Source organism: Prosthecobacter sp. (assembly GCF_044236155.1).
Taxonomy (GTDB): domain Bacteria; phylum Verrucomicrobiota; class Verrucomicrobiia; order Verrucomicrobiales; family Verrucomicrobiaceae; genus Prosthecobacter.
Genome location: NZ_JBIIHA010000001.1, coordinates 427,271 through 453,055, shown reverse-complemented (window position 1 = coordinate 453,055; position 25,785 = coordinate 427,271). Strand labels below are relative to the sequence as shown.

The 25,785-nt window shown below is 63.1% G+C and carries 15 protein-coding genes (1 of these 15 running past the window's edge); 7 read left to right on the top strand and 8 right to left on the bottom strand.

Features of this window, described 5'->3' with window-relative positions; translation table 11 throughout:
- Nucleotides 1–98: 98 nt before the first annotated feature.
- Nucleotides 99–2,051, top strand: a complete 1,953-nt coding sequence (locus ACILSE_RS01725) for an NAD(+) synthase (RefSeq protein WP_395715610.1) — start codon at nucleotides 99–101, stop codon at nucleotides 2,049–2,051.
- 8 nt (nucleotides 2,052–2,059) lie between these two features.
- A complete protein-coding gene (locus tag ACILSE_RS01720) occupies nucleotides 2,060–2,836 on the top strand; it encodes a transporter substrate-binding domain-containing protein (RefSeq protein ID WP_395715609.1) in 777 nt (258 codons plus the stop codon).
- 20 nt (nucleotides 2,837–2,856) lie between these two features.
- Here the strand turns inward: ACILSE_RS01720 and ACILSE_RS01715 are convergent, their stop codons facing one another.
- Nucleotides 2,857–3,852, bottom strand: coding sequence for a ThuA domain-containing protein (locus ACILSE_RS01715; RefSeq protein ID WP_395715608.1), 996 nt, complete (start codon nucleotides 3,850–3,852; stop codon nucleotides 2,857–2,859).
- A 147-nt stretch (nucleotides 3,853–3,999) separates the two neighbouring features.
- Here ACILSE_RS01715 and ACILSE_RS01710 point away from each other — a divergent pair, with 147 nt between their 5' ends.
- Complete coding sequence (locus ACILSE_RS01710) at nucleotides 4,000–5,514, top strand: PQQ-binding-like beta-propeller repeat protein (RefSeq protein WP_395715607.1); 1,515 nt, start codon at nucleotides 4,000–4,002, stop codon at nucleotides 5,512–5,514.
- 36 nt (nucleotides 5,515–5,550) lie between these two features.
- Here ACILSE_RS01710 and ACILSE_RS01705 read toward each other — a convergent pair whose 3' ends face one another.
- The 5 genes from ACILSE_RS01705 to ACILSE_RS01685 all read right to left on the bottom strand — a co-directional run bounded on the left by ACILSE_RS01705 (nucleotide 5,551) and on the right by ACILSE_RS01685 (nucleotide 9,001).
- Nucleotides 5,551–6,495: a peptidylprolyl isomerase gene (locus ACILSE_RS01705; RefSeq protein ID WP_395715606.1), complete on the bottom strand. Its 945-nt coding sequence runs from the start codon at nucleotides 6,493–6,495 to the stop codon at nucleotides 5,551–5,553.
- Between the two features lie 22 nt (nucleotides 6,496–6,517).
- The gene (locus tag ACILSE_RS01700; protein WP_395715605.1) at nucleotides 6,518–6,841 is read right to left on the bottom strand and encodes a hypothetical protein; all 324 of its coding nucleotides are present in this window, start codon (nucleotides 6,839–6,841) and stop codon (nucleotides 6,518–6,520) included.
- Between the two features lie 95 nt (nucleotides 6,842–6,936).
- A complete protein-coding gene (locus ACILSE_RS01695) occupies nucleotides 6,937–7,293 on the bottom strand; it encodes a dihydroneopterin aldolase (protein WP_395715604.1) in 357 nt (118 codons plus the stop codon).
- A gap of 8 nt (nucleotides 7,294–7,301) precedes the next feature.
- The gene (locus ACILSE_RS01690) at nucleotides 7,302–8,354 is read right to left on the bottom strand and encodes an NUDIX domain-containing protein (RefSeq protein ID WP_395715603.1); all 1,053 of its coding nucleotides are present in this window, start codon (nucleotides 8,352–8,354) and stop codon (nucleotides 7,302–7,304) included.
- A 56-nt stretch (nucleotides 8,355–8,410) separates the two neighbouring features.
- Nucleotides 8,411–9,001: a PEP-CTERM sorting domain-containing protein gene (locus ACILSE_RS01685; protein ID WP_395715602.1), complete on the bottom strand. Its 591-nt coding sequence runs from the start codon at nucleotides 8,999–9,001 to the stop codon at nucleotides 8,411–8,413.
- 141 nt (nucleotides 9,002–9,142) lie between these two features.
- Between ACILSE_RS01685 and ACILSE_RS01680 the strand changes: the two genes are divergently transcribed.
- The 4 genes from ACILSE_RS01680 (at nucleotide 9,143) to ACILSE_RS01665 (ending at nucleotide 16,408) form a co-directional block, all read left to right on the top strand.
- The gene (locus tag ACILSE_RS01680; protein ID WP_395715601.1) at nucleotides 9,143–9,766 is read left to right on the top strand and encodes a hypothetical protein; all 624 of its coding nucleotides are present in this window, start codon (nucleotides 9,143–9,145) and stop codon (nucleotides 9,764–9,766) included.
- 120 nt (nucleotides 9,767–9,886) lie between these two features.
- Complete coding sequence (locus ACILSE_RS01675) at nucleotides 9,887–10,756, top strand: sugar phosphate isomerase/epimerase family protein (RefSeq protein WP_395715600.1); 870 nt, start codon at nucleotides 9,887–9,889, stop codon at nucleotides 10,754–10,756.
- Nucleotides 10,757–10,971: 215 nt separating this feature from the next.
- Nucleotides 10,972–15,657 carry a hypothetical protein gene (locus ACILSE_RS01670; RefSeq protein WP_395715599.1) on the top strand — a complete coding sequence of 1,562 codons (4,686 nt, stop codon included), beginning with the start codon at nucleotides 10,972–10,974 and terminating at the stop codon, nucleotides 15,655–15,657.
- Nucleotides 15,658–15,730: 73 nt separating this feature from the next.
- Nucleotides 15,731–16,408: a spermine synthase gene (locus ACILSE_RS01665; RefSeq protein ID WP_395715598.1), complete on the top strand. Its 678-nt coding sequence runs from the start codon at nucleotides 15,731–15,733 to the stop codon at nucleotides 16,406–16,408.
- Between the two features lie 2 nt (nucleotides 16,409–16,410).
- Here the strand turns inward: ACILSE_RS01665 and ACILSE_RS01660 are convergent, their stop codons facing one another.
- Nucleotides 16,411–17,046 (bottom strand): L,D-transpeptidase family protein, encoded by a 636-nt coding sequence (locus ACILSE_RS01660; protein ID WP_395715597.1) that lies wholly within the window; start codon nucleotides 17,044–17,046, stop codon nucleotides 16,411–16,413.
- Between the two features lie 69 nt (nucleotides 17,047–17,115).
- A protein-coding gene (locus ACILSE_RS01655; protein ID WP_395715596.1) for an SdrD B-like domain-containing protein crosses the window boundary here: on the bottom strand, nucleotides 17,116–25,785 show its end. 25,317 nt of this gene lie beyond the right edge of the window; only the last 8,670 of its 33,987 coding nucleotides appear in the window; its start codon lies off the right edge, out of view — the gene reads right to left on this strand; the stop codon is at nucleotides 17,116–17,118.

Below are 25,785 nucleotides of genomic sequence, written 5' to 3'. Positions count from 1 at the left end.
GCGGGTCAAATGGGGGATGGGCCGGGAATCCTTCCAGTGGCCGCCGCCGCCTGAATTCTCCCCTCGCACACCCCAAACCACGCGTGCTAAGGTTTCACATGCCGCAGGCCTCCCCTTCCCCGACCAACAACCGCGAACGACTTGGTTTCGTGCGCGTGGCGGCTGTTTCGCCGGAACTGGTGCTGGGAGATTTGGCAAAAAATGCCGCGATCATCGCGCGTGAGGCTCGTTCACTGGCGCATCGCGGCTGCAGGCTCATTGTTTTCCCCGAATTGAGCCTCACCGGCTATTCCTGCGCGGATTTGTTTCACACGGAGGCCTTGCGCACGGCGGCACTGCGCGGTTTGCACGATCTGACGCAGGCCACGCATGATCTGCCGTCCGTTTTGGTCGTGGGACTGCCGCTGCTGGTGCAGGACAGGCTTTACAATGTCGCGGCCGTGCTGGCGAAAGGTCGTGTGATCGGACTGGTGCCAAAAACGTTCCTGCCAAACTCGGCGGAGTTTTACGAGCGGCGCTGGTTCTCGCCCGCGCACACGCTGAACACGACGACGCTGCGGTTGAACGGCCAGGACGTGCCCATCGGCGCGGAACTGCTATTTGAGGCGCTGGATGTGCCTGGCTTCGTGCTCGGCGTGGAGATTTGCGAAGACTTGTGGACGGTAATTCCGCCGTCGAGTCATCTCGCGCTGGCCGGAGCCACGCTGCTGGCGAATCCATCCGCGAGCACGGAAGTTCTCGGCAAAGCGCCGTATCGCCGCCATCTGGTGGCGCAGCAATCGGCGCGCTGTCTCGCAGCTTACGTCTATGCCGGAGCCGGAGCGGGCGAATCGAGCACGGACGTGGTTTATTCCGGCCACGGCATCGTGGCCGAAAACGGCATCCTGCTTGCAGAAACCGAACGATTTGCGTTTGAGACACGCTCGGCCGTCACGGACGTCGACCTCCAGCATCTGGCTCACGACCGTTTGAAGAGCGCCTCATTTCGCGATGAAGCAGGAAGCATCGTGTTCCGACGGGTGGTGTTCGATCTCGGCGCTGCGCTCGGAAACGAGGACAAACTGCTGCGCACGATCACACCGCATCCCTTCGTGCCTTCGGTCAAAGTGGACCGCCATGCCGTGTGCGAGGAGATTTTCGCGATTCAGGCCACCGGACTCGCCCGCAGGCTCAAACAAGCGCGCGCCAAGACCGCGGTGCTCGGGCTTTCCGGCGGACTCGACTCAACGCTGGCGCTGCTGGTGATGCTGGAGGCGATCAAACGCGCCGGAATGCCGATGAGCGCCGCTTTGACGATCACGATGCCAGGATTCGGCACGACGACGCGCACGAAGGGCAACGCGGAGAAACTGGCCGAGGCGCTGAACGTCGAACTGCGCACGATTTCGATCACCGACGCCGTGCGGCAGCACTTTGCTGACATCAACCATTCGGAACATCAGCACGACGCGACTTACGAGAACTCGCAAGCACGTGAGCGAACGCAGATCCTGATGGACATCGCCAACAAGACCGGCGGCATCGTTGTCGGCACCGGCGATCTGTCCGAGGCGGCGCTCGGTTGGTGCACCTTCAATGGCGACCACATGTCGATGTATCATGTGAACTCCGGCGTGCCGAAGACGCTGGTGCGCTACCTCATCGAATGGTGCGCGGAAGGTCCGTTCGCAGAAAAAGCAGGCGCGATCCTGCGGGATATCTCCGACACACCGATCACGCCGGAGTTGCTGCCGCTCGCGGCCGATGAATCACTCCAGCAGAAGACCGAGGACACCATCGGGCCGTATGAACTGCATGACTTTTTCCTGTTCCACTTCGTGCGGCACGGCAGCAGCGCGGAAAAGATCCGCTGGCTGGCCGCGCAGGCCTTTGCAGACAAATACGACGACGAAACCATCGCCAAGTGGCTCGCGCTGTTCTTCAAACGCTTCGCGCAAAACCAGTTCAAGCGCTCCAGCGTGCCTGATGGACCCAAAGTCGGCTCCGTGACCCTCTCTCCTCGTGGTGACTGGCGCATGCCGAGTGACTTTGCCGGCGATCTGAACTCCTGAACCACATCATGATTCGACTTCTAGCCCTGAGCCTTCTTTTCACGCTTTGCGCCTGCTCACGCAGCAACAAGCTCATCATCGGGACCGACGCCACCTATCCGCCGTTTGAGTTCGTGGACGAAAAAGGCGTGATCACCGGCGTGGACATCGAGATCGGCAGGGAAATTGGGAAGGCGCTGGGACGTGAGGTGGAGTTCAAAAACATCAATTTCGACGGGTTGCAGACAGCCTTGCTCACCAATGCCCTCGACCTCGTGATCTCCTCGGTGAGCGCCACACCGGAACGGCGGAAGGCCGTGGATTTCTCCGATCCTTATGTGAAGACCGGCTTGTCCGTGCTGGTGGCAAAAAACTCACCGGTGATGAACAGCGGCGACTTGGAGGCACCCGGACGCAAGATCGTCGTGCGTCTCGGCACGACGGGCGAAACATGGGCGCGCGAGCACCTGAAGAATGCGCAGATCAAGGCGCTCGACAACGACACCTCCTGCGTGATGGAGGTGGTGAACGCAAACGTGGACGCGTGGATCTACGACCAGGTCTCAATCATGCGCCACCATGCCGAGCATGCGGAAAAAACACGGGCGCTGCTCACGCCGCTGCGTGAGGAGGTTTGGGCCGTGGCTCTGCGCCAGGGAGAGACTGAGATGAAGGCGAAGATCAACGAATTGCTCGCACGCATGAAGGCGGACGGCAGTTTCAAACGCCTGGCCGACCGCTTCATGGCAAAGGAGCAGAAGATGATGGCCGAACAGGGCATCCCGTTCGTGTTTGAGCTCAAATAGATCCAAGCCGGAGGCTTGAGCTACTTTCCAAGCACAAAATCATCCGGCTTCAGCCCCTGCTTGTTGCCTTTGAAGCCGTACATGGTGGGATTGTAGTCGCCGACAGGTGTGACATCGGCTTTTTCCGGCACTTCGAGGCCGAGGCCCCAGAAAGTGGCGTTTACGACCATGCGGCGTGTGCCTTCGGTGGCCAGGTCAGTGGCGGCGCCCATGGTGGTGCAGAAGACTTTGTTTTCGGTGCCAGCGTCGTTTTTCACCACCCGCACCCAGGCGACTGGCATCATGGGCGTGTTCACCTCCTGCTCGACCTTCGCAGCGGTGGCTTTCTTGTAGCTGGCCGGCGGGGTGTCGGGCGTCATGCCTTGAAGGACCTGACCGCGCACGAGGACGACGGCATCGGCAGGCGGGGCGGCCTCATAGACGTCTGTGTTGCCGAAAATTTCACTCACGCCGCGCAGGATGGGATGATTGGCATTGGCGGCTTCGATGATGCCTTTGGTGGCCTCGACCTTGTGATTGCCCCAATGGCTGACCCAAGTTTCACCAAGCACTTTGCGGCCCCAGCCACCGTTGTTGTTGAAATTCCACGCGGCGAAGGGGCTGCCCTTTGGATAGCCGTTGAAGGCATGCGTGCTCGTGCGCAGAGCGATGACGGGCACGCCGCGATTGACGGCCGCCTCGAATTTTTTGCTCGTTGCGTCATCCCAATGACGGAAACGCAGCAGCATGACGATGGCGTCGGCGGAGTCGAGCGCCTCGGGATGGCTGAGGCTGCCGCCAGCGGTCGGGTCGATGGTCCCATCGGCCCCGAGGCTGAACAAGACGGTGCATTTGAAGCCGTGGCGCTGGCTGAGCAGCTTCCCGAGCATGGGCATGGCCTCCTCGCTGCGATATTCCTCATCACCGGCGAGCAGAACAATGTGCTTTCCTTTGGAATCTCCGGCAGGCTCATAGACGACATGATCGGCGGCTTGCAGGGTGGACGCGGCGAGGAGGGAGAGGAGGAGTGACTTCATGGTGGCGGAGGATGGTGAGTACGCGAAGGAAGGCGAGGCGTTTTCGGCGGAAATGACGAATGGAGAATTCCGAATGACGAATGAATGTCGAAGCGCGAATGACGAACGTAATCTTCCGGCTTCGGTTTTGGCATCGTTTTCAAGTCCATGATCCCCAAATTCCCCTTCTTCCTCACGCTCATCCTCGGCGGCTTCTCCGCGTGGCTGTGGATGACCGATAACGTGATGCGCTCCATCTCGGTGATGCTTCTGCTGCCGTTGTGGCTGCTGCTCATGGGACTGTGGTGGGCTCTGCGAAAGCAAGGAGCACGACTGAGGCGGATGGGTGTGCTGATGCTATGCGCCATGTTGTTTTTCGCATTGTTCCGCTATGACGGATCGGCGGACGGGTCGGCATTTCCGAGCTTGGCATGGCGATGGCAGAAAAAAGAGCCGCTGCCGACGCTGCACAACAGCACCACTCCACCTGCCGCGACAGCCGCTCCAGCGGGCGCGATGGACATGCCGCGTTTCCTCGGCACGAAAGGCGATGGCGTGCTGCCGGAGCCAGAATGGCAGACTGACTGGAAAGCACATCCGCCTCGCGAGGTGTGGCGTGTTCGTGTCGGCGAGGGCTGGTCGGGCTTCGCGGTGTCCGGAGGTCGTGCGATCACCCAGGAGCAACGGGGGCCGGAAGAATGCGTGACCTGCTACGATCTGGCGTCCGGGAAGCTGCTTTGGTCGCACACGGATGAAGCACGTTTTGACGAGGCGATGGGTGGCATCGGCCCGCGTGCGACACCGACGATTGATGTGACGCAGGGTGTGGTTTTCGCCGTGGGCGCGACAGGCTTGCTCAACTGCCTGGATCTGGCAACCGGAGCCGTGCGCTGGAAGCGCGAGACGCTCAAGGACACAGCCGCGAAGGTGAATTTGCAGTGGGGCAAAAGCTCCTCTCCGCTGCTCAGCGGCGAACTCGTGGTGTGCAGCGGCGGTGACGGCGGAACTTCACTGATCGCATATCGCCAGAGCGACGGCGAGATCGCCTGGAAGGCCGGAGATGATGGCGGCAGCTACAGTTCGCCCGTTTTGTTGACGCTGGCCGGACGCGAGCAAATCGTGAATATCAACAACACGTCAGTGACCGGACATGATCCGGCCAGCGGAGAGGTTTTGTGGCGCTTTGACTGGCCGGGGGGATTTCCAAAGGTGGGACAGCCGGTGCAGGTCACACCTAAACGCATCCTCATCACCTCCAGCTATGGCGTGAAGTCACATCTGCTCGAAATCAAGGCGGGCGGCGATGGAAAACTAGTCGCGACTTCACTTTGGAACAGCAGCGCGCCGCGCACGAAGTTCAGCAGCGCCAGCGTGTTTGGCGCGCATGCGTATGCGGCCGACGAAGGCACGTTCTGCTGCGTGGATTTGAGCAATGGAGAGCGGGTGTGGCGCGAAGGGCGCTACGGTTTCGGCCAGCAGATCCGTGTCGGAGATTCGTGGATGCTCGTGCAGGCGGAAAAAGGCTTCGTGACGCTGGTGAAAGCCAATCCTGAGCGGCTTGAGGAAGTATCGCGCCTTGATGCATTGCACTCCAAAACATGGAATCCTCCGACGCTGGCAGGTCGCTGGCTGCTGCTGCGCAATGACACCGAGGCGGTGTGCTACGAAATTCCGGCGAAGTAATGGAAGACGCGCCGCAGGCAAAAGAGCCCGCGGCAATCACCAGACGCGGTGCAGGAAACGGCCGACCATGCCACGGGCTGAATCCGGCTTGGCGTAGCGCTTGCCATCACCCGAAGCGACCTCAGGCTCCACCTGCAACGGTCCTTTGTGCTCGATGACTTTGACGGACTTGACCTCGACACGCGCCACCGGGCAGTCATTCGCATCCACCGGCATGATCGAAATGTGCTTCAAGACATCGAGTCCGGAAACCACCTGGCCGAAGACGGTGTACTTGCCCTCAAGGGCCGCATAGTTGCCGAGCGCGACGTAGAATTGCGAGCTGTTGGAACGACGCTCCGGGTTGACCTTGTCTGAACGACGGGCCATCGCCACCGCGCCGATGCGATGCGGACGTTTAATCTCCGCAGGCAAGGTTTTGTCCTCACCCCCGGTGCCCCACTTTTCGCGGGCCGACTCGTCGGAAGTCAGCGGATCGCCGGTTTGGACAATGAAACCCTCGATCGCACGATGAAACGCCAGGCCGTTGTAGAAGCCGCTGTCGCAAAGATTGATGAAGTTGGAGACGGTCTGCGGCGCATCATTCGGATACAACTCGATCATGACCGTGTCCTTCATGCCGCCAAAGCCGACTTCCATGACAGCGATCTTGCGCACAGAATCCTTCGACCAAAGAGCGGGATTTTCCCCCACCGGAGAGGGCAGGCGCAGCGTGCCGGAGGAGGAAGCGCCGCTCTTGGGAGCCGCCCCGCCTGACTTGTCGGCGGCCTGATAAAGGGATTTTTGAGCTTCCTCGGCCAATTTTTCGACGTTCGCGGCCGGAGAAGGAACCTCAGATTTGCCAGGAGCAGCCACCGCAGGAGCCGGGCTGGGCTGGAGTGACTCGGGGGCCTTGATCTGCTGCGCACGAAGAGCGGTACAGCAGCAAAGAACGAGGATGCAGGTCAGAAAAGAAGTCTTCACGTCGGAAACGATTCGCATGAGGTGGGTCGCGGCAAAGGTGTCAACGCAGCGGGGAGTTCGAAGGCAGCGTCGGGCTTATGGGCGCAGGAGCAGGAGCCGCTGAGCGGGCGGGCGCGGGTTCCGGGGCAGGCGCGGCTGCCTGCGGCACGGCGAGCGGCCGGGAAATCTCCTCCTGGCGCGCGTTGTATTGATAACGCAGTTTGGGATTGCCACGTGATTTGCGCGGCGGCAGCCCCCAGCTCACATCATAGGCGTCCTGCTGGGAAATGGTGGGGTAACGCGAGTCCACACGTTCCGGCAAACACGAAGGCGTCAGCAGCGAAAGGGTCAGAAGTGCGGCGGTGAGAATGCGCGGGGCGGTCATTGTTTGGCGGTATTGATTTTTCAACCAGCGCCGATACTAGCGGCGGGTTTCTGGCTGGCAACAGCGAACTCAGACCCGCCGGACAGCAGCGCGGTTCAAACTCCGCGCACAAGACGCACCGCCACATGATCTGTGCCGGGAAGGATGTGCTTTCTCAGTCCAATGGTAACCCCGCAGGCCCCGAACTCGTCCATGACACAAGCAACCATCTCGGCGGCGAGGGTTTCGATGAGTTTGCGAGGACGTTCCGCGGCGAGCGCCTGCAACCGCGCTGCGACGGCGGCGTAGTCGATGGTCGCGGCGATTTCATCACACATCTCCTCGAACCGCTTCGTGATGCGAATGCAGATGTCTGCCTCCAGCACCTGGGGGGCGGCACGCTCTTCATCAGGCACGCCGATGTTCGTCGTCAGGCGCAGGCCGGTGATGTGAATTTCGTCTGGCAGGAGCATGGCGGAGTTTATGACACAAGACCACGACGCATGCACTCCTCGATGAGGATGCGTGTGGGGATGTTCAGGTCGGTTTGGAGCGCCTCGGAGAGTGGGAGCCATTGAAAAGCCTGCGCCTCCTCGTTCAAAATCACCTCGGGAGCCTCGTCCGCGCAGCGGGCGATGTAATTCAGAAGCAAAAAGTGCGCGGAACGTTGAAACTCCGGCGGCTCCACGCAGTCCTGCACCATGACAAACTCGATGTCGCTCAGCGTGAGCGCGGTTTCCTCGGCGATTTCACGGATCAGCGCCTCCTCGCAGGTCTCGCCACGTTTGATCTTGCCTCCTGGAATGCCCCAGCGGTGGCTCCACTTGTGCGTGCGGATGAGGAGCAACTCCCCCGCCCTGTTCACGATCAACGCGCCGACGGTGGCGACGGGAAACCCTGCCCCGCCGCTGCCGCCATGACCCAAAAGGACCGGCAGGCGTGACAGATCTCGCAAGAGAAAATCCGGCGAGGATTCAAGGAGCACCGCGGCGCTCTCATAGCCCGTGCAGACAGCCATCGTGGTCAAACCGGCGGCCTTGCCCGCGTCGATGTCATGCCGCATGTCGCCGATGAAGGCGGTCTCCTCCGGCCGCATGTCGAGCGCGGCCAGCAACGCATGGATTTCCTCCCGCTTGTCCACCACGCCGCAGCGCAGGACTTCAAACGCATCCCGCACGCCGAGCGCCACCGCCTGCGCCTCCACATGCGCGGCAGGAGCGCTGCTGAGCACCACCAGCCGACGTCCCGTGGCCGCGGCATGACCGAGGAACTCCGCCACATGCGGCAGCAGCGTCACGCCCTTATGCGCGTGCGGGAAATGCTCGAGGTAAAGCTGCTGCAGCCTCTCGACCGGCATTCCAGGCAGCATTTCATCAAAAAACTCCGTGTAGGGCAGCCGGAAACGTGACTTGAACTCATCTCGCGACAGTTCGGCCTTCCCGGCGGCGCTCAGCATCCCGTTGACGGCACGCAGCACGCTGGGCAGATCGTCCGCCAGCGTGCCGGACCAGTCGAGGATCAGGTTCCGAATCATGTGCCCCGCGCAATAGACGTGACACCCAGGCTTTGCAAACTCCCGACGCGCTTCAGTCAGCGACGACGACGCATCATTATCAGCCCTGCCAGACCGAGCAGCCATGAACTCCCCGGCTCCGGCACGGCGGTCATCTCAAAATTGATGCAGTACTGGATCTGCTCCGAACCTTCCTGCACCCAGAAGGTGTAATTTCCCGGACCAAGCGGGCCATCAAACCCGGTGCCGCCAAAGGCTGGTCCGGCGTCCAGAATGGCCATGAGATCGGTGTAAGTGTTGCCAAAACCGTCCACTTGCTCGTTCCACAGGCCGTTGCTCAGGTGGAGTGAAGGGTCAAACATGTTGATCGACGTGGCGTCGTCGATCGCCATGAAAGAGTCATGCGGGCCGGTCGGAGCGGAATAAGAGACCAAGGTAATTCCTGTCAGGTAGTAGCCTGCGGCGATGGTAAATGTCCAGACGTCCGCATCCAGCGGCCCCGTGCCACCGAGGCTGCCCATGGTCCCCTCAATAAGGTTCGAGCCCTCTGTGAAGGTGATGAAAGTGGGAGCATTGCCATCGCCCGAAAGATCACCATCGTTCAATTCATTCCAATTCAACGCCTTGGCCGTGCCAAAGGGCACGACACAAGCGGCAAGAAGGATCACTGGCAGCAAAAACCTCATTCTATTGTTATTATATTAAATATATTAAATATTGTCAACTTGGTTGATAAACACAGCCTCTCAAAGCTTTGTTCACCCGAACCGAGCCTCGTCAGCATCCAATTCCTCGCTCATTCTAGAGCTATGCGCCCCCTGTCTGCCCTGCTCTGTCTTTTTCTGCTGCCGTCCTGTGTCCACCTTTTCACCACCCGGCATGCATACACGGCCACCAACCCGGCGCCTAGCGTCAGCGACACCGCCTTTCGGGTTGAATTCATCCCGCAAGCTCAGGAAACCGGAGCCGCTCTCGGCGCCATGGTCGTCGGCGGAGCCTTGATCTCCGAAGTCGGCCCCTACCTGCTCCGTGTGCATGGCTTCGGCCTGGAAAACGACCAGCGCTGGTTCGAAATCAAACGCCTGCGCCTCAGCGGTCCCGATCACTTCGAGGCACCCATGGAATCACGCGGATTTGCCGGGCGGGCCGAATTCAAGCCAACAAAAACGGCAGGACGCACCCGCGCTAGTCTGCTGCTGGGGCCGCACATCCACCTCGATGCCAAAAAGCAACGCGACATCGTCCTGGAAGCCGACGTTGCGATCATGCGGCGCTCCGGGCTCGTGCACGGCACTGTTCGCATCCCGCTCACGTTCACCAAAACCCGCAGCCGGGAGAGCACCTTCATCTTTGCGGAAGTTTGGCATGACCTGCGTCATCCCGACTCCCCGGATATGCCCGACGCCCTTCCACCACCGCCCGAAGCACCCTGACACAACAAGAACAAGGAACAAAGAACAGAAGACTGGACATCTCCGCGCCGCTCGTCTCAAATGCGCGCGCTTTGCCTCCGCGCAGGCCATTTTCTCGAAACCAACAACCACATTCACATCATGGGCAAAATCCAATTCGGCTCCGAAGTCTATACCTGGTTCATGCAGGGCACCGGCAAGGGCTACGACAACAAGCTCGATCACATGATCAAGATCGCCTCCGAGGCGGGCTTCACCGGCATCGAGCCGATGGTGCTCGAAATCTCCGCCAGCGCCCTCGGCTGCTCCAAATACTGGCTCGGGCCGCAGATCGACCCGATCCTCATGAAGGACACGCTTCAGAAGTACAACATGAAGCTCTGCGGTCTGGCCCTCGTTTGCGCCTGGGATGGGGACACCGAGGCTCCGAATGAGAAGGAAGCCGCGGATTTCACCATCAACTACCTGAAGCACTTCCCCGGTGCCATGCTTGGCACCGTCACCCTGCCCTCCGGCCGCACGAAGGATCTTCAAAAGCGCCGCCTCAACGTCGCCAAAAACGTGAACGCCGTTTCTCAGCGTGCCCATGATGCCGGTCTCGTCTGCTCTTACCACCCGAACTCCCCGCCCGCCTCGCTCGTGCGCACGCAGGAGGACTACGATGTCGTCCTCAGCAGCCTCGACCCGAAGGTCACCGGCTGGACGCCTGACGTGGGCCACATCATCCGCGGCGGCATGGACGTCATCGCCACGCTCAGCAAGTGGCAGCACCTCATCAACCACATCCATTACAAGGACTTCTCCGGCAACGGTGCCGAGCCTTGGGCCCAGATGGGCACCGGCAAGCTCGACTTCCACAAGATCACCGAGTTCCTCGTGGCCCGGAACTACTCCGGCTGGATCATCTGCGAAGATGAGGCCCACTGCGCTGTCGATGACCCGGATGGCGTGACCAAGCAAAACGGCGAATGGTGCAAATCCAACCTGCACCCGATCGTCGGCCTCGCGTAATCGCCTGTGCAGTTCTCAATCACCGGATGCCATGATCGAAAGAATGTGGCATCCGGTTTTTCATGTCCGCCCCAGGACGCTGTTCACAAGCAGCGGGCATGCGAACAAACCCCTGGCAATAGATCCCGCCCGTTCCAAGCAAGTTTTGTGAGCGCTTGGCATCTTTCCCGATGTGGAAAACTTGCTCCCGTCCACAGCGTTAAGCCTCCACCCTCATGAACCTCGCCCTCCGTCCCGCCACGCACGAAGCTCTCGAACGTTTCCGCCTGCGCCGTCAGTCATTGCTGCAAGTGCGCGCACTGCTCTGCGGGGCCGCCATTGCGCTCGCAGCATTCACCTTGATCGCGCTGCTGGACCGCGCGTGGTTCATGCCGGACGTGATTCGCCCATGGATCTCGCTCCTCGTGTATGCCTGGGCAGCCTTCGCCGCGTGGAAGGTCGCGTGGCGCTTCATCGCGCAGGCGAAGGGCGATCAGGGCACCGCGAAGCTCATCGAGGCTGCCGAGCCCGCGCTGCACGAGCGTCTGCTCGCTGCCGTCGAGCTCGCCGACCCGCGCGATGGCGCGAACGTGAAGGACTCCGTCGAGTTCCGAGAAAAACTCCAGGACGACGTCGCCGCCGCTGTCGAGGGCATCGACTGGAAAACAAAACTCCCCGTGCGCGCCCTCAAGCCTTGGTTCCTCCTCGCCGGTGGCGTGGCGGCAGTCATCCTTGTGCTCTGCTGCGTGCCCGGCTTGCATCTGAGCGGTTTCCTCGCCCGCGCCGCGCTGCCCTTCGCGAATCTAGAACGCCCCGCGTCCGTGAAAATCCGCATCCTGGAGCCAGCGAAGGCCGACGCGCTCGCACCCATCGGCTCCGAGGTGCCGCTGATCATCGAAACCGAGGGCGCGAAGACCGAACTCGCAACGATCGAGCTGCAAAGCGAAGGCTCCAAGCCGCGCCGCAACGAGCTCTCCGCCGTCGGCAGCAACCGCTTCGAGGGCGTCGTGCCCGTCGGCCAGAACGATGTGCGTTACCGCATTCACACGGGCGACGCCATCACGCCCTGGCGCACGCTCAGCGCCCGCGCACGGCCGCGGGTGACCGAGTTCACCAAGACCATCGTGCCACCAGCCTACACCAAGGCCAAGGAAACGCAGGTAACCGAAGATCATGGTGATCTCGAGGCGCTGGACGGCTCCACCATCAAGCTCACGCTCAAAACCAACCAGCCCGTCTCGCAGAGCGATGTCGTCTTGAACCCCGACCTGGCGGAGAAACAGAAATCCCCCGCCAAAACGAACGACGCTGCCACTCTCACCACCGAGATCGCTATCAAGGCCGACAATGGCACCTGGCAGATCGACCTCAAATCCATCGAAACCGGCTTCACCAACGAGGAAAGCACACCCTGGCGCATCACCACGATTCCTGACCTGCCGCCCGTCGCGCAGATCAACGAGCCCGGGGAGCAGATCGAACTGCTGCCGGATGAAGCCGTGCGTCTGGCCGGTGCCGCCTCCGATGATGTCGGGCTCGGCAGCGTCCGCATCGCCCACGCCGTGAATGCTTCGGTCTGGAGCGAGCGCGACGTGCAGATCACCAAGGGGACGAAAGAAGCACCAGTGCAGAGTTTGATCCCGCTGGCGCAGCTCGGCGTGAAGGCCGGTGACGCGGTGCTGCTGAAGCTCGTCGTGGTCGATTTGAAAGGCCAGAAGGCCGAGTCACCGCCGGTGCGCGTCATCATTCTCGAGCAGACCGTCGATCCGCGTCAGCGCGAGTGGTCCGCCTCGCAGCGCCGACTCGCCCAGAAGGCCGAGCGCCTGAACGAGGAGATGCGCGAACTCGTGAAGGACATCGAGAAAGTGCGCAAGACGGAGAAAAATGCCCGCAAGAACCCCGACGCGGCGAAAACCGAGGCCGAGAACGCGCTCGCCGGCGCGCAGCAGAAGCTCGAGCAGGTCAAGGAACGGGCGGATGATCTTTGGAAGGAGCTCAAGGACGCCGCGCGCGACGCGCCGAACCAGCTCGACGCCAGCGAGGTCCAGCTCCTCGGCGAGCACCTCGCGCAGATGCGCCGGGAGAACATGGCGGAACTGGAAAAGCTCAACGCGGACGAAATTGAGCATCCCGAGCAGATCAAACGCGCCGCGCACGAGGCCTACAGCCAGGCGAACATCATCGCCGACGCCGCGCGCGCCTTCGCCGCCGAGGACACCGCGAAGATCTCCGCGCAGGAGTCGCAGCAGCTTCAGCGGCAGGCGCGCATGCTCACCGAAAACGCGCTCCAGGCCAATCGTGATGCCGAGCAACGCCCGAAGTGGCAGGAGCAGCAGCGCGCGCTCATGGCGCAGACGAAAACGCTGCAAAAAGACCTCCAGCAGCTCGACGAAACGCAGAACGGCCGCAATCGCGGCCAGTTGCAGGACGTGGACAAGAAGCTCACCGACACGGCGAATGACCTTGCTAGCAGCCTCGACAAGCCGGAGCAGACCAAGAGCCCCGAGCACCTCTACGGCGCCTCCGACAACTTGCGCGGTCGTTTGCAGCAGGCGGCGGACGTTTCACGCAACATCGCCGAGCAGACCGCGAACGAGGCGCAGCAGCGCCGCGAGCAGCTCGCCCGTCAGGAGAATCCCGCGCTCGCGAAGCTCGAAGAAGCGAAGAACACTCTCACCCTGGCCGAGCAGGCTGCGCGCGATCCACGCCACAACAAACGCTCCGAGCGCGACGGCATGACGCCCGCCGAGAAAGCGCAGAAGGAGCTCGCCCAGGCCGCGAAGCAGCTCCAAGACCAGGCCGAGTTGCGGGAGCAGAACCAGCTCACCAACAATCAGGCCGCGCTCGACATGAACCGGGCCAGCCGCGCCACCGACGAGCTGGCCCGCCAGACCGCCGAGGCGCGCAAGCTGCCCCTGCCCACGCAGGAGGAGGCCGAGAAGGCTCGGAAGAACAACGCCCCGCCCTCCGAGGCGCAGAAGGCCATGGAAAATTTGAGGGATCAGGCCACGCAGCTCGCCCAGGCAGCACGAGCGCTGGAGGCGGACGCGCTGGCGCAGGACGCGGCGCAGGCGCTTGAGGCCGCGCAGGCGGAGGCCATGCGTCCGCAGAACCAGCAGGACCTCGCGCAGACGGCCGCGCGGGCCAAAGCCGCCGCCGAGGCGCTGCAGCAGCTCCCGGAAAAGATCAACCGCGCCCGCCTTGCCGAGGCGATGCAGCAGAAGGACCCGCAGGCCGCGAACAACCTCCGCCAGGCCGCCCAGCAGGCCAGCGACGCCTCGCGCAACGCCGCGGAGCAGAACAAAAACCTCGCCCGCGAGGCCGCGCAGCAGCAACCCGGCCAGCAGCTCAACAACCAGCCCGCGCAACAGGCCACCACCGACGCGCAGATGAAGGCGAACGAGCTCGCCGCGCAGTTGCAGCCGCAGATCGACGCCGCGCGCGCCCAACTCGCCGCGATGACGCCGGAGGTCAGCGAGATGATGAAGCGAGTCGCCGAGGACTTGAAGAAAACGCAGCAGCAGACGCAAAACGCCGCGAACGAGGCGAAAGCCGAGAAGCCCGTCGATCAAGTCGCGCAAAAAGCGCAGGAACTGCGGCCCGAGGCGGCGGCGAACGCGGAGAAGATGGAGTCCTTGCAGGCCGCGCTGCGCCAGGAGGCCAACGCCGCCGATCTGACGCAAAAGCCCGGCATGCAGATGGCCCGCGCCGCCGATGTCGCGCTCGCTCAGATGCAGCAGAAGTCGCCGCAGATCGCGCAGAACCTCAAGCAGGCCGCGCAGGCCACGCAGAGCCAGCCGCAGGCGCAGAATTTGCAGCAGGCTGCCGACGCGCAGCAGCAGGCCGCGCAGGCTCTGCAGCAGCTGGCGCAGAACATGCAGAAGATGGAGCAGGGCCAGCAGCTCACCGAGGCCGAGCAGGCCGCCATGCAGCAGATGGAGCAGGAGCTCGGCGTGCAGGAGCCTCTCGACGAGGCCTACGAACGCGCCCAGCAGCTCGCCGAAATGGCCAAGGACGCCAGCCAGAACCCACAGGCCGTTCTTGAAGCCTTGGAAAAGGAACTGCCGAAAAATCCCTCCATGCAGAAGGCGCTGGCAGACACCGCCAAAGACACAGCGCGGCAGGCCGAGCAGGCCGTTGCCAAAGAAACGCAGCAGGCCGTGCAGAACGGCATGGCGCAGAAGCAGGCCGCGAACGATCTGGCACGCGTCTCACGCCACCAGCAGCGCCTCGGGCAGCAGGAGGCCGCGCAGCAGGTCGCCCAGGCCAGCAACCAGCTCCAACAAGCCGGACAGCAGGCCGAGGCGCAGCAAGCGAATCCACAGCCGAACCCGCAGACCGCGCAGCAGAGCCAGGCGAACGCCGCCAAGGCCGCGAAAGCCGCCGAGGCCACCGCCAGCGCCACCTCGCCTCCCATGCTCGCCTCCCCGCTCGAACAGCTTCAGGGCCAGATGCTCGCGCAGGCGCTCGACCAGCTCGACGCGCAACTTCACCCGATGCAGAGCGCGCAACCCTCCCAGAACGGCCAGCAGCAGCAGGCGCAAAACGGGCAGCAGCAGCAGGGCCAGCAGGCGCAGAATTCCCTCAACCAGGCGCAGCAGGCCCAGCAGCAGAGCATGGCCGACGCGCGAAACCAGGGCCAGACACCCGGGCAGAAGCCTGGCCAGCAGCAGATGGCGCAGAACCAGCAGCAGAAAGGCCAGAACACGCAGGCCCAGTCCGCCGAGGGCGGCAATCAATCCATGGAGCTGAAGGACGGCGTGCTCGGCGAGGTCACCGTCCTCGTGAAGGGAGACTGGGGCCACCTGCCGCAGAAAATGGCCGACGACCTCACCGAAGCCACCAGAAGCGAAGCCGCCCCCGAATACCGCGCTGCGATTGAGAGCTACTACAAGGCGATCGCTAACAAGGCGAAGCGGTAAGGCAAGTCTAGCATGTCATTTCCCGTGCTCCTTTGCACTAGTGGGAGCGACAGTCTCCCGCTGTCGCTCTTCCATGAAACCCTTCCTCCAACTCGCTCAAGCCCGCACGCCCGAGGGCGCGGAACTGACACTGCATGCGCATGACATGCACTTTTACCTGCGGGTGAACCGGCAGCCGTTGATGGGGACGAATGCGTCGGAGTCGGAAAAGGTGCTGGCGCAACTGGCGTGCGCCCGTTTGAGCGGCAAACCGGAAGTGCGCGTGCTCATCGGCGGATTGGGATTTGGCTTCACGCTGCGGCGGGTGCTGGAACTCGTCGGCACGGATGCACGCGTGCAGGTGGCGGAGCTGCTGCCGGAGGTGGTGGCCTGGAATCGTGAGTTTTTGAGCACGGTGAACGGCCTGCTGCTGGAGGATGCACGTGTGGAGGTCAACGTGGAGGATGTGTTTCAGGTGATCGCCCGCGCTCCGGCGGCGCATTACGACGCGATCCTGCTGGATGTGGACAACGGCCCCATCGCGATGGTGCAGGATGGCAATGCGCGGCTGTATCAGCCGCAGGGCTTTGACGCGATCACTCACGCGCTGAAACCAGGAGGCCGTGTGACATTTTGGTCGGCCAGCACGGATCATGCGTTTGCCAAACGGCTGAACAAAGCAGGCTTCAAGGTCGAAACGGTGGCGGCGAAGGCTTATCCGCAGGCGAAGCGCTGCACGCACACGATCTTTGTGGCGGACCGGAGGGGGTAGCCTCAAGGCACGATCTCGACAGGCGTGCCGAGGTGGACCTCGCGGTAAAATTTTTCGGCCATGTGGCCGGGGAGGCGGATGCAGCCGTGGGAGGCGGGATAGCCGGGCAGATAGCCCTGATGCATGCCGACGCCGCCATAGACGCGCATGAAGTAGTACATCTTCGCGCCCTCGAACCGCGTGCCGGGCGGGCGCGGGTCCTTGCGATTGTCGATGTTCTGCAGGATGACGTTGCCCTGGAAGTCCTCGTAGTCGCCGTAAATGGAGGATTTGTGGTCGATGTCCTTCTCCATGATGCGGTAGCTGCCGGGCATGGTGTCGTAGCCCTCGGAGCCGGAGGAGATGGGTGAGCCGCCGGCGAGCTCGCCGCCTTTGAAGAGATAGACCATCTGCTCGCCCAGATTGATGACGACGGAGGGCTTTCCGGTCATCTGATCGGCGTACCAGAAGGAGCCGTCGTCGGGGGCGGCGCCCCAGAGTCCGCGGGCCCGCTGCCAGACGAAGCGCGAAGCACGGGGGATGTCATGCGTGACGAACTTGCGGCCGTAGCGGAAGGTGGTGACACCGGTGTCACGCACGGTGTTGCAACTGACCAGGCCGGAGACCAGAAGGAGCAGCAGAAGCAAGCGGCAGGGCATGGGCGGCACTGCAAAGTGGAAACGGAAAATTGCAAACTGGAAACGGCGCGCGTCCGAGGACGGCGCGGCTTATTTGACGAGGAAGAAGGCGCGGAAGGCGTCGAGCAGCGGCTCGGTGGTGACGTCGAGGCCGGTGGCCTCGTCGATCCAGCGGGACTCGGGATTGAGGAGGTAGTTGTGATAGGCGGCGGAGGCGGAGCCGTCGTCGGCGCTCCAGAGGCGGAGGCGCGAGCCGGAGGTGTGCGTCCGCGAGCCGGGAGTCTGCGCTTTGACAAGGCCGCTGCCGAGCAGATGCGTGCCTGCGGACTGCGGAAGGGCGAGCGGCGCGGCGCGCACCTCGCCGATGAAGGTGAGCGTGACGGGCGTGGCACGAACCTGCACGAACAGGCCTGCCTGCGGCGGGATGACGCGGCTGGAGACATCGGTGGCACCGCCGGCATCCGTCCAGCGGGCCGTGTCCGCGGCGGCTTGGAGCCAGAGGACTTGGAAGTTGTTCAGGGCGGTGTCGAAGAACATGACGCGGTCCGCTTCTTCCGCCGCCGCGCCGGGCTGGAGCATGTCCGCCGGCAGCAAGGCACCGAGCGTGTGATGCGGACGGACGCGGAGGCGCGCGCCGACGAGGTCCGAGTCAGCGGCGGTGGTGAGCGCGAGCGCGCCGCCGGTTGAGGCCGTGGTGTCGATGTCGAAGACGCGTCCGGCGAGAGCGCCGTCGAGCACCTCGGCGTAATAAGCCGCGCCCTGCCGCCAGAGCGTGCCGATGTCGAGGCCGCCGGTGTTGACGGTGATATCGCGTCCGCTGACAGAGCTGACCTTGCCGGTGTAAACCGCCGGGAGCAGCAGCGGCATGGAAAGCGTCTGGCGGCCGGCATTGAAGCCCATGCGCGACCAGCCGACGGACTCCGTGCAGGCCGTGGCCTCGGCGGTGCCGTCGAGGTCGGCATCGAGCGTGACTTTGAGGCGGAGGAATCCGGAGGACGCGCCGGTGAAGGCGGCATCGACAGCGCCAAAGGTGAGCGTCTCCGTCTGATCCGCGCCCGCTTTGACCGCAGGCGTGATGGCGAGCGCGGTCCAGGCGGCGAGATCGCGGCTGCCTTCCAGGATGTAGCGCAGGTCGCGATGCTCGCCGGACGGGCGTGTGACGAGCGCCTCGATGGTGCCGGTGGTTGTGTTGCTGACAAGACGGAAGCGCGAGATGCCGAGGCCGCTGTCAGGCGAGGTACCGAGGGCGTACTCCATGAGGTTCACGAGGCCATCGGCATCGGGATCGTCGTTCGGATTGCCGAGGCCGGAGAGATTGTTCTGCGAGAGCCATGCGGTGAATGTGGCGGGGAATGAGGCCGCGACCTCCGCTCCGCCCAGCGAGCGCTGCTGACGCGCCGCGAGCGGCTGACCGGCGGTGACTTCAAAGCCGAAGTCGATGGTCATGATGCCGGAGGAGTCGGCGACATCATCCATGAAGGCCTCGAAGCCGTTTTCGCCGCTGCTGGAAGTAACGTTGCTGTTCACGGGCATTCCGCCATAGGAGAGATTGATGATGCCGGAGGAGACGCCACTGACGGCGGGAACGGAGACATCCGCGCCATTGTCGTCAAAGCGGTCGTCCCTGGCGGTGTCGGCATTGCCGGTGGGCGGAACATTGCCGGAGCCTGCGACGGACATCAGGCCGTTGAGCGGAGCACCGATGGCGAAGTTTGAGGCCGGGATGTGGACGTAGTAGGCCGCGGGCGAGGTGGCGTAGAGCATGTAGGTGCCGTTCGCGGCGGTGACGGCCTCATAAACCGGCGTGGCGGTGATGTCCTGCGACTGCTGGAAGAGACGCACGGTGACGCCAGGCACCGGGAGGTCGATGCCGGACTCGAAGGAGCCGTTGGAATTGACATCGCGGAAGACGAGATTGCCGACCATGACGGCCTTCGGCTTGAGGCCAAAGTCGAAGGTGAGGTTGACGTTGGCGTCGTCGGCGTTGTCACTTGCCTTGTCGAAGCCGGTCTCGCGGCCGTCAGCATCCGTCGGCTGCGTGCCTGCGGTGGCAGGATAGCTGGCGGTGGAGATGCCGGTGACCTCGGGGGCGACGCCAGGAAGCGCGTTTTGATTCGTGTCATCATCCGAACCGTTTGCGGTGAGCACGCTTGGCACCAGGAAGTTCAGAACGCCGCCGGGGGCGAACTGCGCGGCGGGGATGCGCACCTTGTAGGCGTGGGGAGCGATGGCGGGAGGACCGTAGAGCACATAAGCACCGTTCGCGTTCGTTGTGGTCGTGCCGACGACTCTCTCCTGGCTGGTGGCTCCGTCGATGTGAACGAGCTCGACCGTGACGCCGGAGATGCCGGCATCCACGCCAGTCTGGAATTTGCCGTCGGCGTTGTTGTCGCGGAAGACGAGATTGCCGACGCCGAGACGTGTGCCGAAGCCGAAGTCCACGGTGAGGTTCACGCGATCGTCGGTCGCATCATCGCTGGCACCTTGGAGCCCGCCTTCCTGCGCTCCGACCGGCGCGGAGGCGGCGGTGAGCGTGACCGGCGGCGCGGTGATGCCAACCTGCTCCGGATTCTGCACGTCGATGCCGTCCTCGCCGAGATTGTCATCGCTGGTGCCAACCTGATGGCCGCGCAGGGAGATTTTGCGGAACAGCGGGCCGGGGCCGATGGGGCCGCCGCCGATGCTGATGGACTCCTTGAAGTTGTCCGCGGCGACGTGAACGGTGTAAGTGCCGGGGACGAGGTTGTTGAAGAGGTAGCGTCCGTCCGCGTCCGTGAATGTGCTGCGAATGGAGCTGGTGGAGCCTGCGGTGCCGCTGCCCGCATACAGCAGCATCCACACGCCGGGAACGCCTTCGCCCGCGTCGGCGACGCCGTTGTTGTTCGCGTCGTTGAAGACGAGATTGCCAATGCTCATCAGGTTGGGCAGCGCGCCACCGGTGAAGCCGAAATCGAGGGTGAGGTCGGCATCACCATCGTTGAAGGCATCCTGCGCGGCGAGGAAACCGGTCTCGGTGCCGCCATCGGCGGGCTCGGCGTCATAAGCCAGCTCAAAGACGATGGAGCTCACACCGGTGGTGCCGGGATTGGCTGCGTCGATGCCGTTTTCACCCGCGTCATCATCCATGCCGTCATCCGCGCCATAGCCCGGGACAGAGGTCGTGCCCGCGAGCAGCGAAGTGCCGCCGAACTCGGAGGCCGGGATGTGCATGAAGTATTGTCCGGCCTCATAAGCATTCAGCAGGAAGGAGCCGTCGATGGCGGTGACAACCTCGGACACTGGCGTGGCGGTGGCCGGATTGTCACCGAGTTTGAAGAGCCGCACCTTGATGCCGGCGACGCCGAAATCTCCGCCGTCGTAGTGCCCGTTCGAGTTCAAGTCACGGAAGACGAGGTTGCCGACGGTCAGCGGTTTTGGCGAGAAGCCCAGATCGACGGTGAGATCGACATTGGTGTCGTCAAAGTCGTCGGATTCGGACAGATAGCCGGTCTCGGTGGTCGTGGCGTCCGGCGCGTCGCCCGGCAACACAGTGAAGAGCGGCGTGCGCGCGCCATCCACGAGCACAGAACCGGTGGTGTAGCCGTCCTGCTGCACGTCATCGTCCCCTTCAGTGCTGGCGACGCCAGCAGAACCGGCCGCGGCGGGTTTGGACGGCACACGACCGGCCAGGGCGCCGCTTTCGCTGAAGTTCGAGGCAGGCACGCGAACATGGTAGGCTCCGGGGGCGACGTTGAAGTTGTAAAGACCGCCGCCGCTGGTCGTGGTGGTGGCGATCGGCGTTGTGGAGGAGGACTGGTTCGTCCAAAGCTCGACGGTGACACCATCCACGCCGGATTCCGTGTTCGGATCGAAGACACCGTCGTTGTTGGTGTCGGCGAAGATGAGATTGCCGACGGAGACACGCGGCACGAAGCCGAGGTCGATGGTCAAATTGACCGCGGCGTCGTCGATGTCGTCGCTGGAGCCGAGATGGCCGCCTTCCTGGCTGCCGGTAGGTGAACCGGTGGCGTTGAGCACGAACACCGCGGTCTGGATGCCGTTTGCGGTCGGATTTCCATCGTCGAGGCCGTCCTCGCCGAGATGGTCGTCGCCATTTTGCACGCCGAGGATGCTGGCCTGGTTGTAAAGCGGCATGCCGAAGTCGAACTGCCATGAAGGAACACGCACGAAGTAGCTGTCAGGCGAAAGATCGCTGAACAGGTAGCTGCCGTCCGCGCCGCTGGTGGTGGTGGCGACCGGTGCGTCAAACGGCGGCACCATGCCATCACGGTAAAGCTCGAGCGTGACACCCTCGACACCTTCGCCCGCGTCGGCACGGCCGTTGTAGTTCGTGTCAATGAAGACCAGATTGCCGACGGCGACGGAGCGGAAGAAGCCGAAGTCGATGGTGAGGTCGGTGTTGTCGTCGTTCACATCATCGATGTAGGGATTCACGCCGAACTCACCAAGGGAGTTCACGGGCTCCTCGTCTGGCGCGAGATGGAAGGCGGCGGAAGCGATGCCGGTGACCGACGGATCGATCACATCGACGCCGTTTTCGTCGAAATTGTCGTCCAGGCCGTTGTCGCCGCCGTCGCCGGGCAGAGACCGCCATCCGCTAAGCAGCTTGCCAGGAGCGAATTCAGACGGCGGGATGAAGATCTGATAGTCGCCCTGCGCCAGGTTGGAGAAAAGATAGCCGCCGCCGTTGCTGGTGAGCACGGTCGCGAGCGGTGTGGCCGTGAGCGGATCGGCCGAGGCGGCGAAGAGCTGCACCTTGACGCCATCGACGCCTTCACCCGGCTCATAGAGGCCGCTGCCGTTGAGATCGAGGAAGACGAGGTTGCCGACGCCGACACCGTTCGGATTCGACGGCGCGAAGCCAAAGTCGAGGGTGAGGTTGAAGTTGTCATCGTCCAAGGCGTCGAGGTCGCTGGCCATACCGGTTTCACCACCGCCATCGACCGGCTCGGCATCGACGCCGAGCGTGAAGACGGCGCTGGAGATGCCATTGAGGAACGGCGCGGCGTCATCAATGCCGTTTTCGTTGTCAGGCAGGTTGTCGTCCACGTCGGCCGTGACATTACCGGCTCCTGCGGAGGATTGCAGGCTGTTGAGGACACGGCCGGGCTCGAACTCGGAGTAAGGAATGTGGAGGCGGTAGCTGCCGGCCGGAAGCGAATCGAAGAAGTAACGTCCTCCATTTGCGGTGACACGGGCAAACAACGGAACGCCAAACCCAGGTGTCTGGTCGGCGCGATACAACTCAACCGTGACGCCGTCCACGCCCTCGCCCACGTCGGCGAAGCCGTTCTCGTTGCTGTCGATGTAAACGAGATTGCCGGCACCGACAGGAGTCTGGAAACCAAAGTCGATGGTCAGATCGACCGCGGCGTCGATTTGATTGTCTCCGGTGTTCTCAAAGCCCGTCTCGCCGCTGTCATCAGTGGGCGCGTTGCCGGGGAAGAGGCTGATGACGAGCGAGGAGACGCCGTTGAGAACAGGATCGCCGTTGTTGACGCCGTCCTCGCCGACATCGTCGTCACCGACGAGTCCTTCAAGGATGCTGATGCGCTGGTAAAGCGGTCCGCCGGACTGGAACTGCGAGGCGGGGATGTGGACGATGTAGTTCCCGGGACGCAGGAAGTTGAATCCGTAGCGGCCCGCCGTGTCGGTGTTGGTGAAGGCCATCGGATTGTCCAGGCCGGGGAACTGGGTGTCGCTGTAAAGCTCGACACGCACACCCGCGAGCCCCTCGGACGCGTCAAAGTGGCCGTTGGAGTTGTTGTCTGCGAAAACAAGATTGCCGAGCTCCACCGGACGGAAGAGGCCGATGTCCACGGTGAGGTTGATGTTGAAGTCGTCGAGGTCGGTGGAGGAGTCGTGGCCGGTTTCGATGCCGTCGTCGGTGGGAGCCTCCTCGCGGACGAGATTGATCATGCCGCTGCTGACGCCTGTGACCCAGGGTTCGTCGGAGTCGAGCGAATCTTCGCCTGTATCATCGTCACCCGTGGAGAAGCCGGGCAGGCTGAAGAGGCCGCGCAGGCTGCCGTTGAACTCGAACTGCTGCGCGGGCAGATGGATGAAATACTGGCCCTGCCAGAGATTGCTGAAGAGGAAGATGCCTCCGTTCGCGGTGACGGTGGTGGCGACCGGCTGTGTGACTCCGGGCGTGTCACCCCAGCGATAAAGCTCGACGATCGCGTCGTCCCGGCCCTCGCCCACGTCGAAGCGGTTGTTTCCGTTCGCATCGACAAAGACCAGGTTGCCAATGCCCATGATGCCGGGTTCGACAAAGCCGAAGTCCACGCTCATGTCGCCATTTGCATCGACGGTGTAGTTGTCGATCTCGCCGCCGCGTGCATGCTCCGCGCCGCTGGTGCCATTGCCCAAGGGTTCGGTCGAGGGAGAAAGTGTGATAAGCGGGCTTTTCACGATAGTCTTGGGGCCGTCCGGCTGACGGCCGCTGTCATCGCCGTCGATTTGATCGTCCAGAATGGAGGTGATCGGGCTGCTGTAGCCGCTGCCGGCCAGCGGCAGGCCATCCACGAAATTCGACTCTGGAATCTGCACCTGGTAGGTGCCCGGAGCCTGGCCTGAGAAGTAGTAGTGGCCGTTGGAGTCCGTGTAGGTCCAGCCGATGAGCACCTCGGCGCCATCGGCGGAGCTTCCGTTCACATCGCGCCACAGTTCGACACGCACGCCGGGAATGCCCGGCTCGGCGGCATCCTGCACGCCGTCCGCGTCGAGATCATTCCAAACGAGAGAGCCGATGGCGACGGACTCCGGCAGCGGCGCGTAGGGACGACCGATGGCAAGGTCACGCGGGCCGGCCCAGATTTCGTTGTTCGGACCCGGCGGACGCGGGATGGGCACTTCGTGAATGCTGACCGTGCCGTTCGGTGCTCCGGCAACATTAACACGAATCAACGCACCGCTGATGTAGGTGCCCGCATTGACCGGCTTGCCCCAGTGATAGCCGGAGATGTAAAGCTGGCCGTTGGCGGGATTGAACTCGACATCACGCGTGTCCACCTCGCCTTTGCCGGCGCTGGAAAGAGTGGCGATGAGCTGCGGCAGTCCCGGCGCGGCAGGATTGCTGAGATCCACGCTGAAGACCTCTCCATCGCTGCGATTCACGCCGTAGAGCGTGGAGCCATGGATGTCGATGCCGGAAATGAGCGCGATGGGCTGGCCGCCTGGGACCATGTTCACGAGCTGAGTGTCGGAGACGACGGTGCCGAGAAGAGCGCCGGTGGTGGCGTTGTAGCGGCGCACCTCACGCACCGCACCTGTCTGCACGATGAGGTAAAGATTGCCGTCCGGTCCGAAGTTGACGTCCTCCACTCCATTCTGGGTGATGAAGGTGAACGGCGCCGAGCCGATCGGCGCTCCGGGTGTTGTTCCGGCCGGGCCTTGGAAGCGCACGATGCGACCGCCATTGACATCGACGACATAGAAGTGCCCATCCGGGCCGATGGTGAACTGGGAAATCAGGCTGACGCTGGCGGTGGAGTTGTCGAGCACGGGGCCAAGGTCCATGCCGGCAGGGCTGATCTTGCGGATGTTGCTGGCACCGTAGTGGGCGACATACCAGTTGCCGTCGGAGCCGAGTTCGATGGCATAGGGCACGTCGCCGAAGTCGGCGTTGCCCTGGCTGAGACTGTTGCCGAACGCGGGAACGAGGGAGCCGGAATAAAGTCCCGTGCCGGAGTCAAAGGTCTGGACGCTGTCCGCCTGCGTGGCGGAGACATAAATGGTCGGCGTCACATTCATGAACCCAAAGTCGATCGTGGTCTCCTCATAGGTGCCGCCGCCGGTGCCGGGCTCATCCGCCGCGCTCAGGCTGACGACAGGGCTGTAGATCGCGCTGCCATTGATCTGATGACCATTGTCATCGTCGTCCACGCCATTGTCGGCGAAGGTGGTGACGCTGCTGGACAAGGGCTGCGCGGAAGGCGGCGTGGGGATGCGCACATAGACCTGCAACGGCGGCAGGGCGGTGAAGAGATACGCTCCGTCGTTGTCGGAGGTCGTGGTGCGCAGCAGGGTGTCGTCCGTGCCGCCGACGTGTCCGTCCGCACCTACCGTCCACAGCTCAAGCTGCACGCCTGCAATGCCGGGTTCGCCGTTGTCGCGCAGACCGTTGTCATTGGTGTCCTGCCACACGAGATTGCCGACGCTCATGCCGCGGAAGAGGCCAAAATCGACGGTAAATTCGGTGTCCGCGTCGCCATCATCCGTCGTGGGTTCGCCGCCGGTGGATAGCGTGATGACAGGAGAGAACACCGGCGCGCCGGGACCGCCGGGCTGCGCGGCGGAGTTGTTGTCGTTGTCGATGCCGTTGTCCAGGTTCACCGGATTACCGCCGGGGATGTTCAACGGCGACGGCATGATGACGCGCAGGAAGAATTCCCCGGGCTGGAGGTTGTCGAAGTGATACTGGCCGAGCGCGCCGGTCATGGTGCTGCGCAGCATGAGGTCGCTGTTCGGGCCGCTGCCTCCGATGGCATTGTCCGCGCCCGGATCCCAGAGCTCGACGGTGAGGTCCTTGATGCCCGGCTCGCCGTTGTCGCGCAGACCGTTGAAGTTGGTGTCCTCATAAACAACATCGCCGATGCTCAGCCCCTTCACGAGCAGCGAGCAGGACTGCGTGGACGAGCAGCCGTAGGCGTCCGTGACACGGATCGTGAAACCGGCCGTGCCGTAGGTGTTCGACGTACCTGAAAGCAGACCGGAGGAGGAAAGCGTGATGCCCGCAGGCGGTGATCCCGCGATCAC

Excerpts from the sequence above, each read along its gene's own strand:
- ACILSE_RS01660 (WP_395715597.1), bottom strand. The coding sequence starts at position 17,046 with ATGCCCTGCCGCTTGCTTCTGCTGCTCCTTCTGGTCTCCGGCCTGGTC.
- ACILSE_RS01680 (WP_395715601.1), top strand. The coding sequence starts at position 9,143 with ATGCGCCCCCTGTCTGCCCTGCTCTGTCTTTTTCTGCTGCCGTCCTGT.
- ACILSE_RS01690 (WP_395715603.1), bottom strand. The coding sequence starts at position 8,354 with ATGATTCGGAACCTGATCCTCGACTGGTCCGGCACGCTGGCGGACGAT.
- ACILSE_RS01715 (WP_395715608.1), bottom strand. The coding sequence starts at position 3,852 with ATGAAGTCACTCCTCCTCTCCCTCCTCGCCGCGTCCACCCTGCAAGCC.
- ACILSE_RS01670 (WP_395715599.1), top strand. The coding sequence starts at position 10,972 with ATGAACCTCGCCCTCCGTCCCGCCACGCACGAAGCTCTCGAACGTTTC.
- ACILSE_RS01700 (WP_395715605.1), bottom strand. The coding sequence starts at position 6,841 with ATGACCGCCCCGCGCATTCTCACCGCCGCACTTCTGACCCTTTCGCTG.
- ACILSE_RS01720 (WP_395715609.1), top strand. The coding sequence starts at position 2,060 with ATGATTCGACTTCTAGCCCTGAGCCTTCTTTTCACGCTTTGCGCCTGC.
- ACILSE_RS01710 (WP_395715607.1), top strand. The coding sequence starts at position 4,000 with ATGATCCCCAAATTCCCCTTCTTCCTCACGCTCATCCTCGGCGGCTTC.
- ACILSE_RS01665 (WP_395715598.1), top strand. The coding sequence starts at position 15,731 with ATGAAACCCTTCCTCCAACTCGCTCAAGCCCGCACGCCCGAGGGCGCG.
- ACILSE_RS01725 (WP_395715610.1), top strand. The coding sequence starts at position 99 with ATGCCGCAGGCCTCCCCTTCCCCGACCAACAACCGCGAACGACTTGGT.
- ACILSE_RS01675 (WP_395715600.1), top strand. The coding sequence starts at position 9,887 with ATGGGCAAAATCCAATTCGGCTCCGAAGTCTATACCTGGTTCATGCAG.
- ACILSE_RS01705 (WP_395715606.1), bottom strand. The coding sequence starts at position 6,495 with ATGCGAATCGTTTCCGACGTGAAGACTTCTTTTCTGACCTGCATCCTC.
- ACILSE_RS01695 (WP_395715604.1), bottom strand. The coding sequence starts at position 7,293 with ATGCTCCTGCCAGACGAAATTCACATCACCGGCCTGCGCCTGACGACG.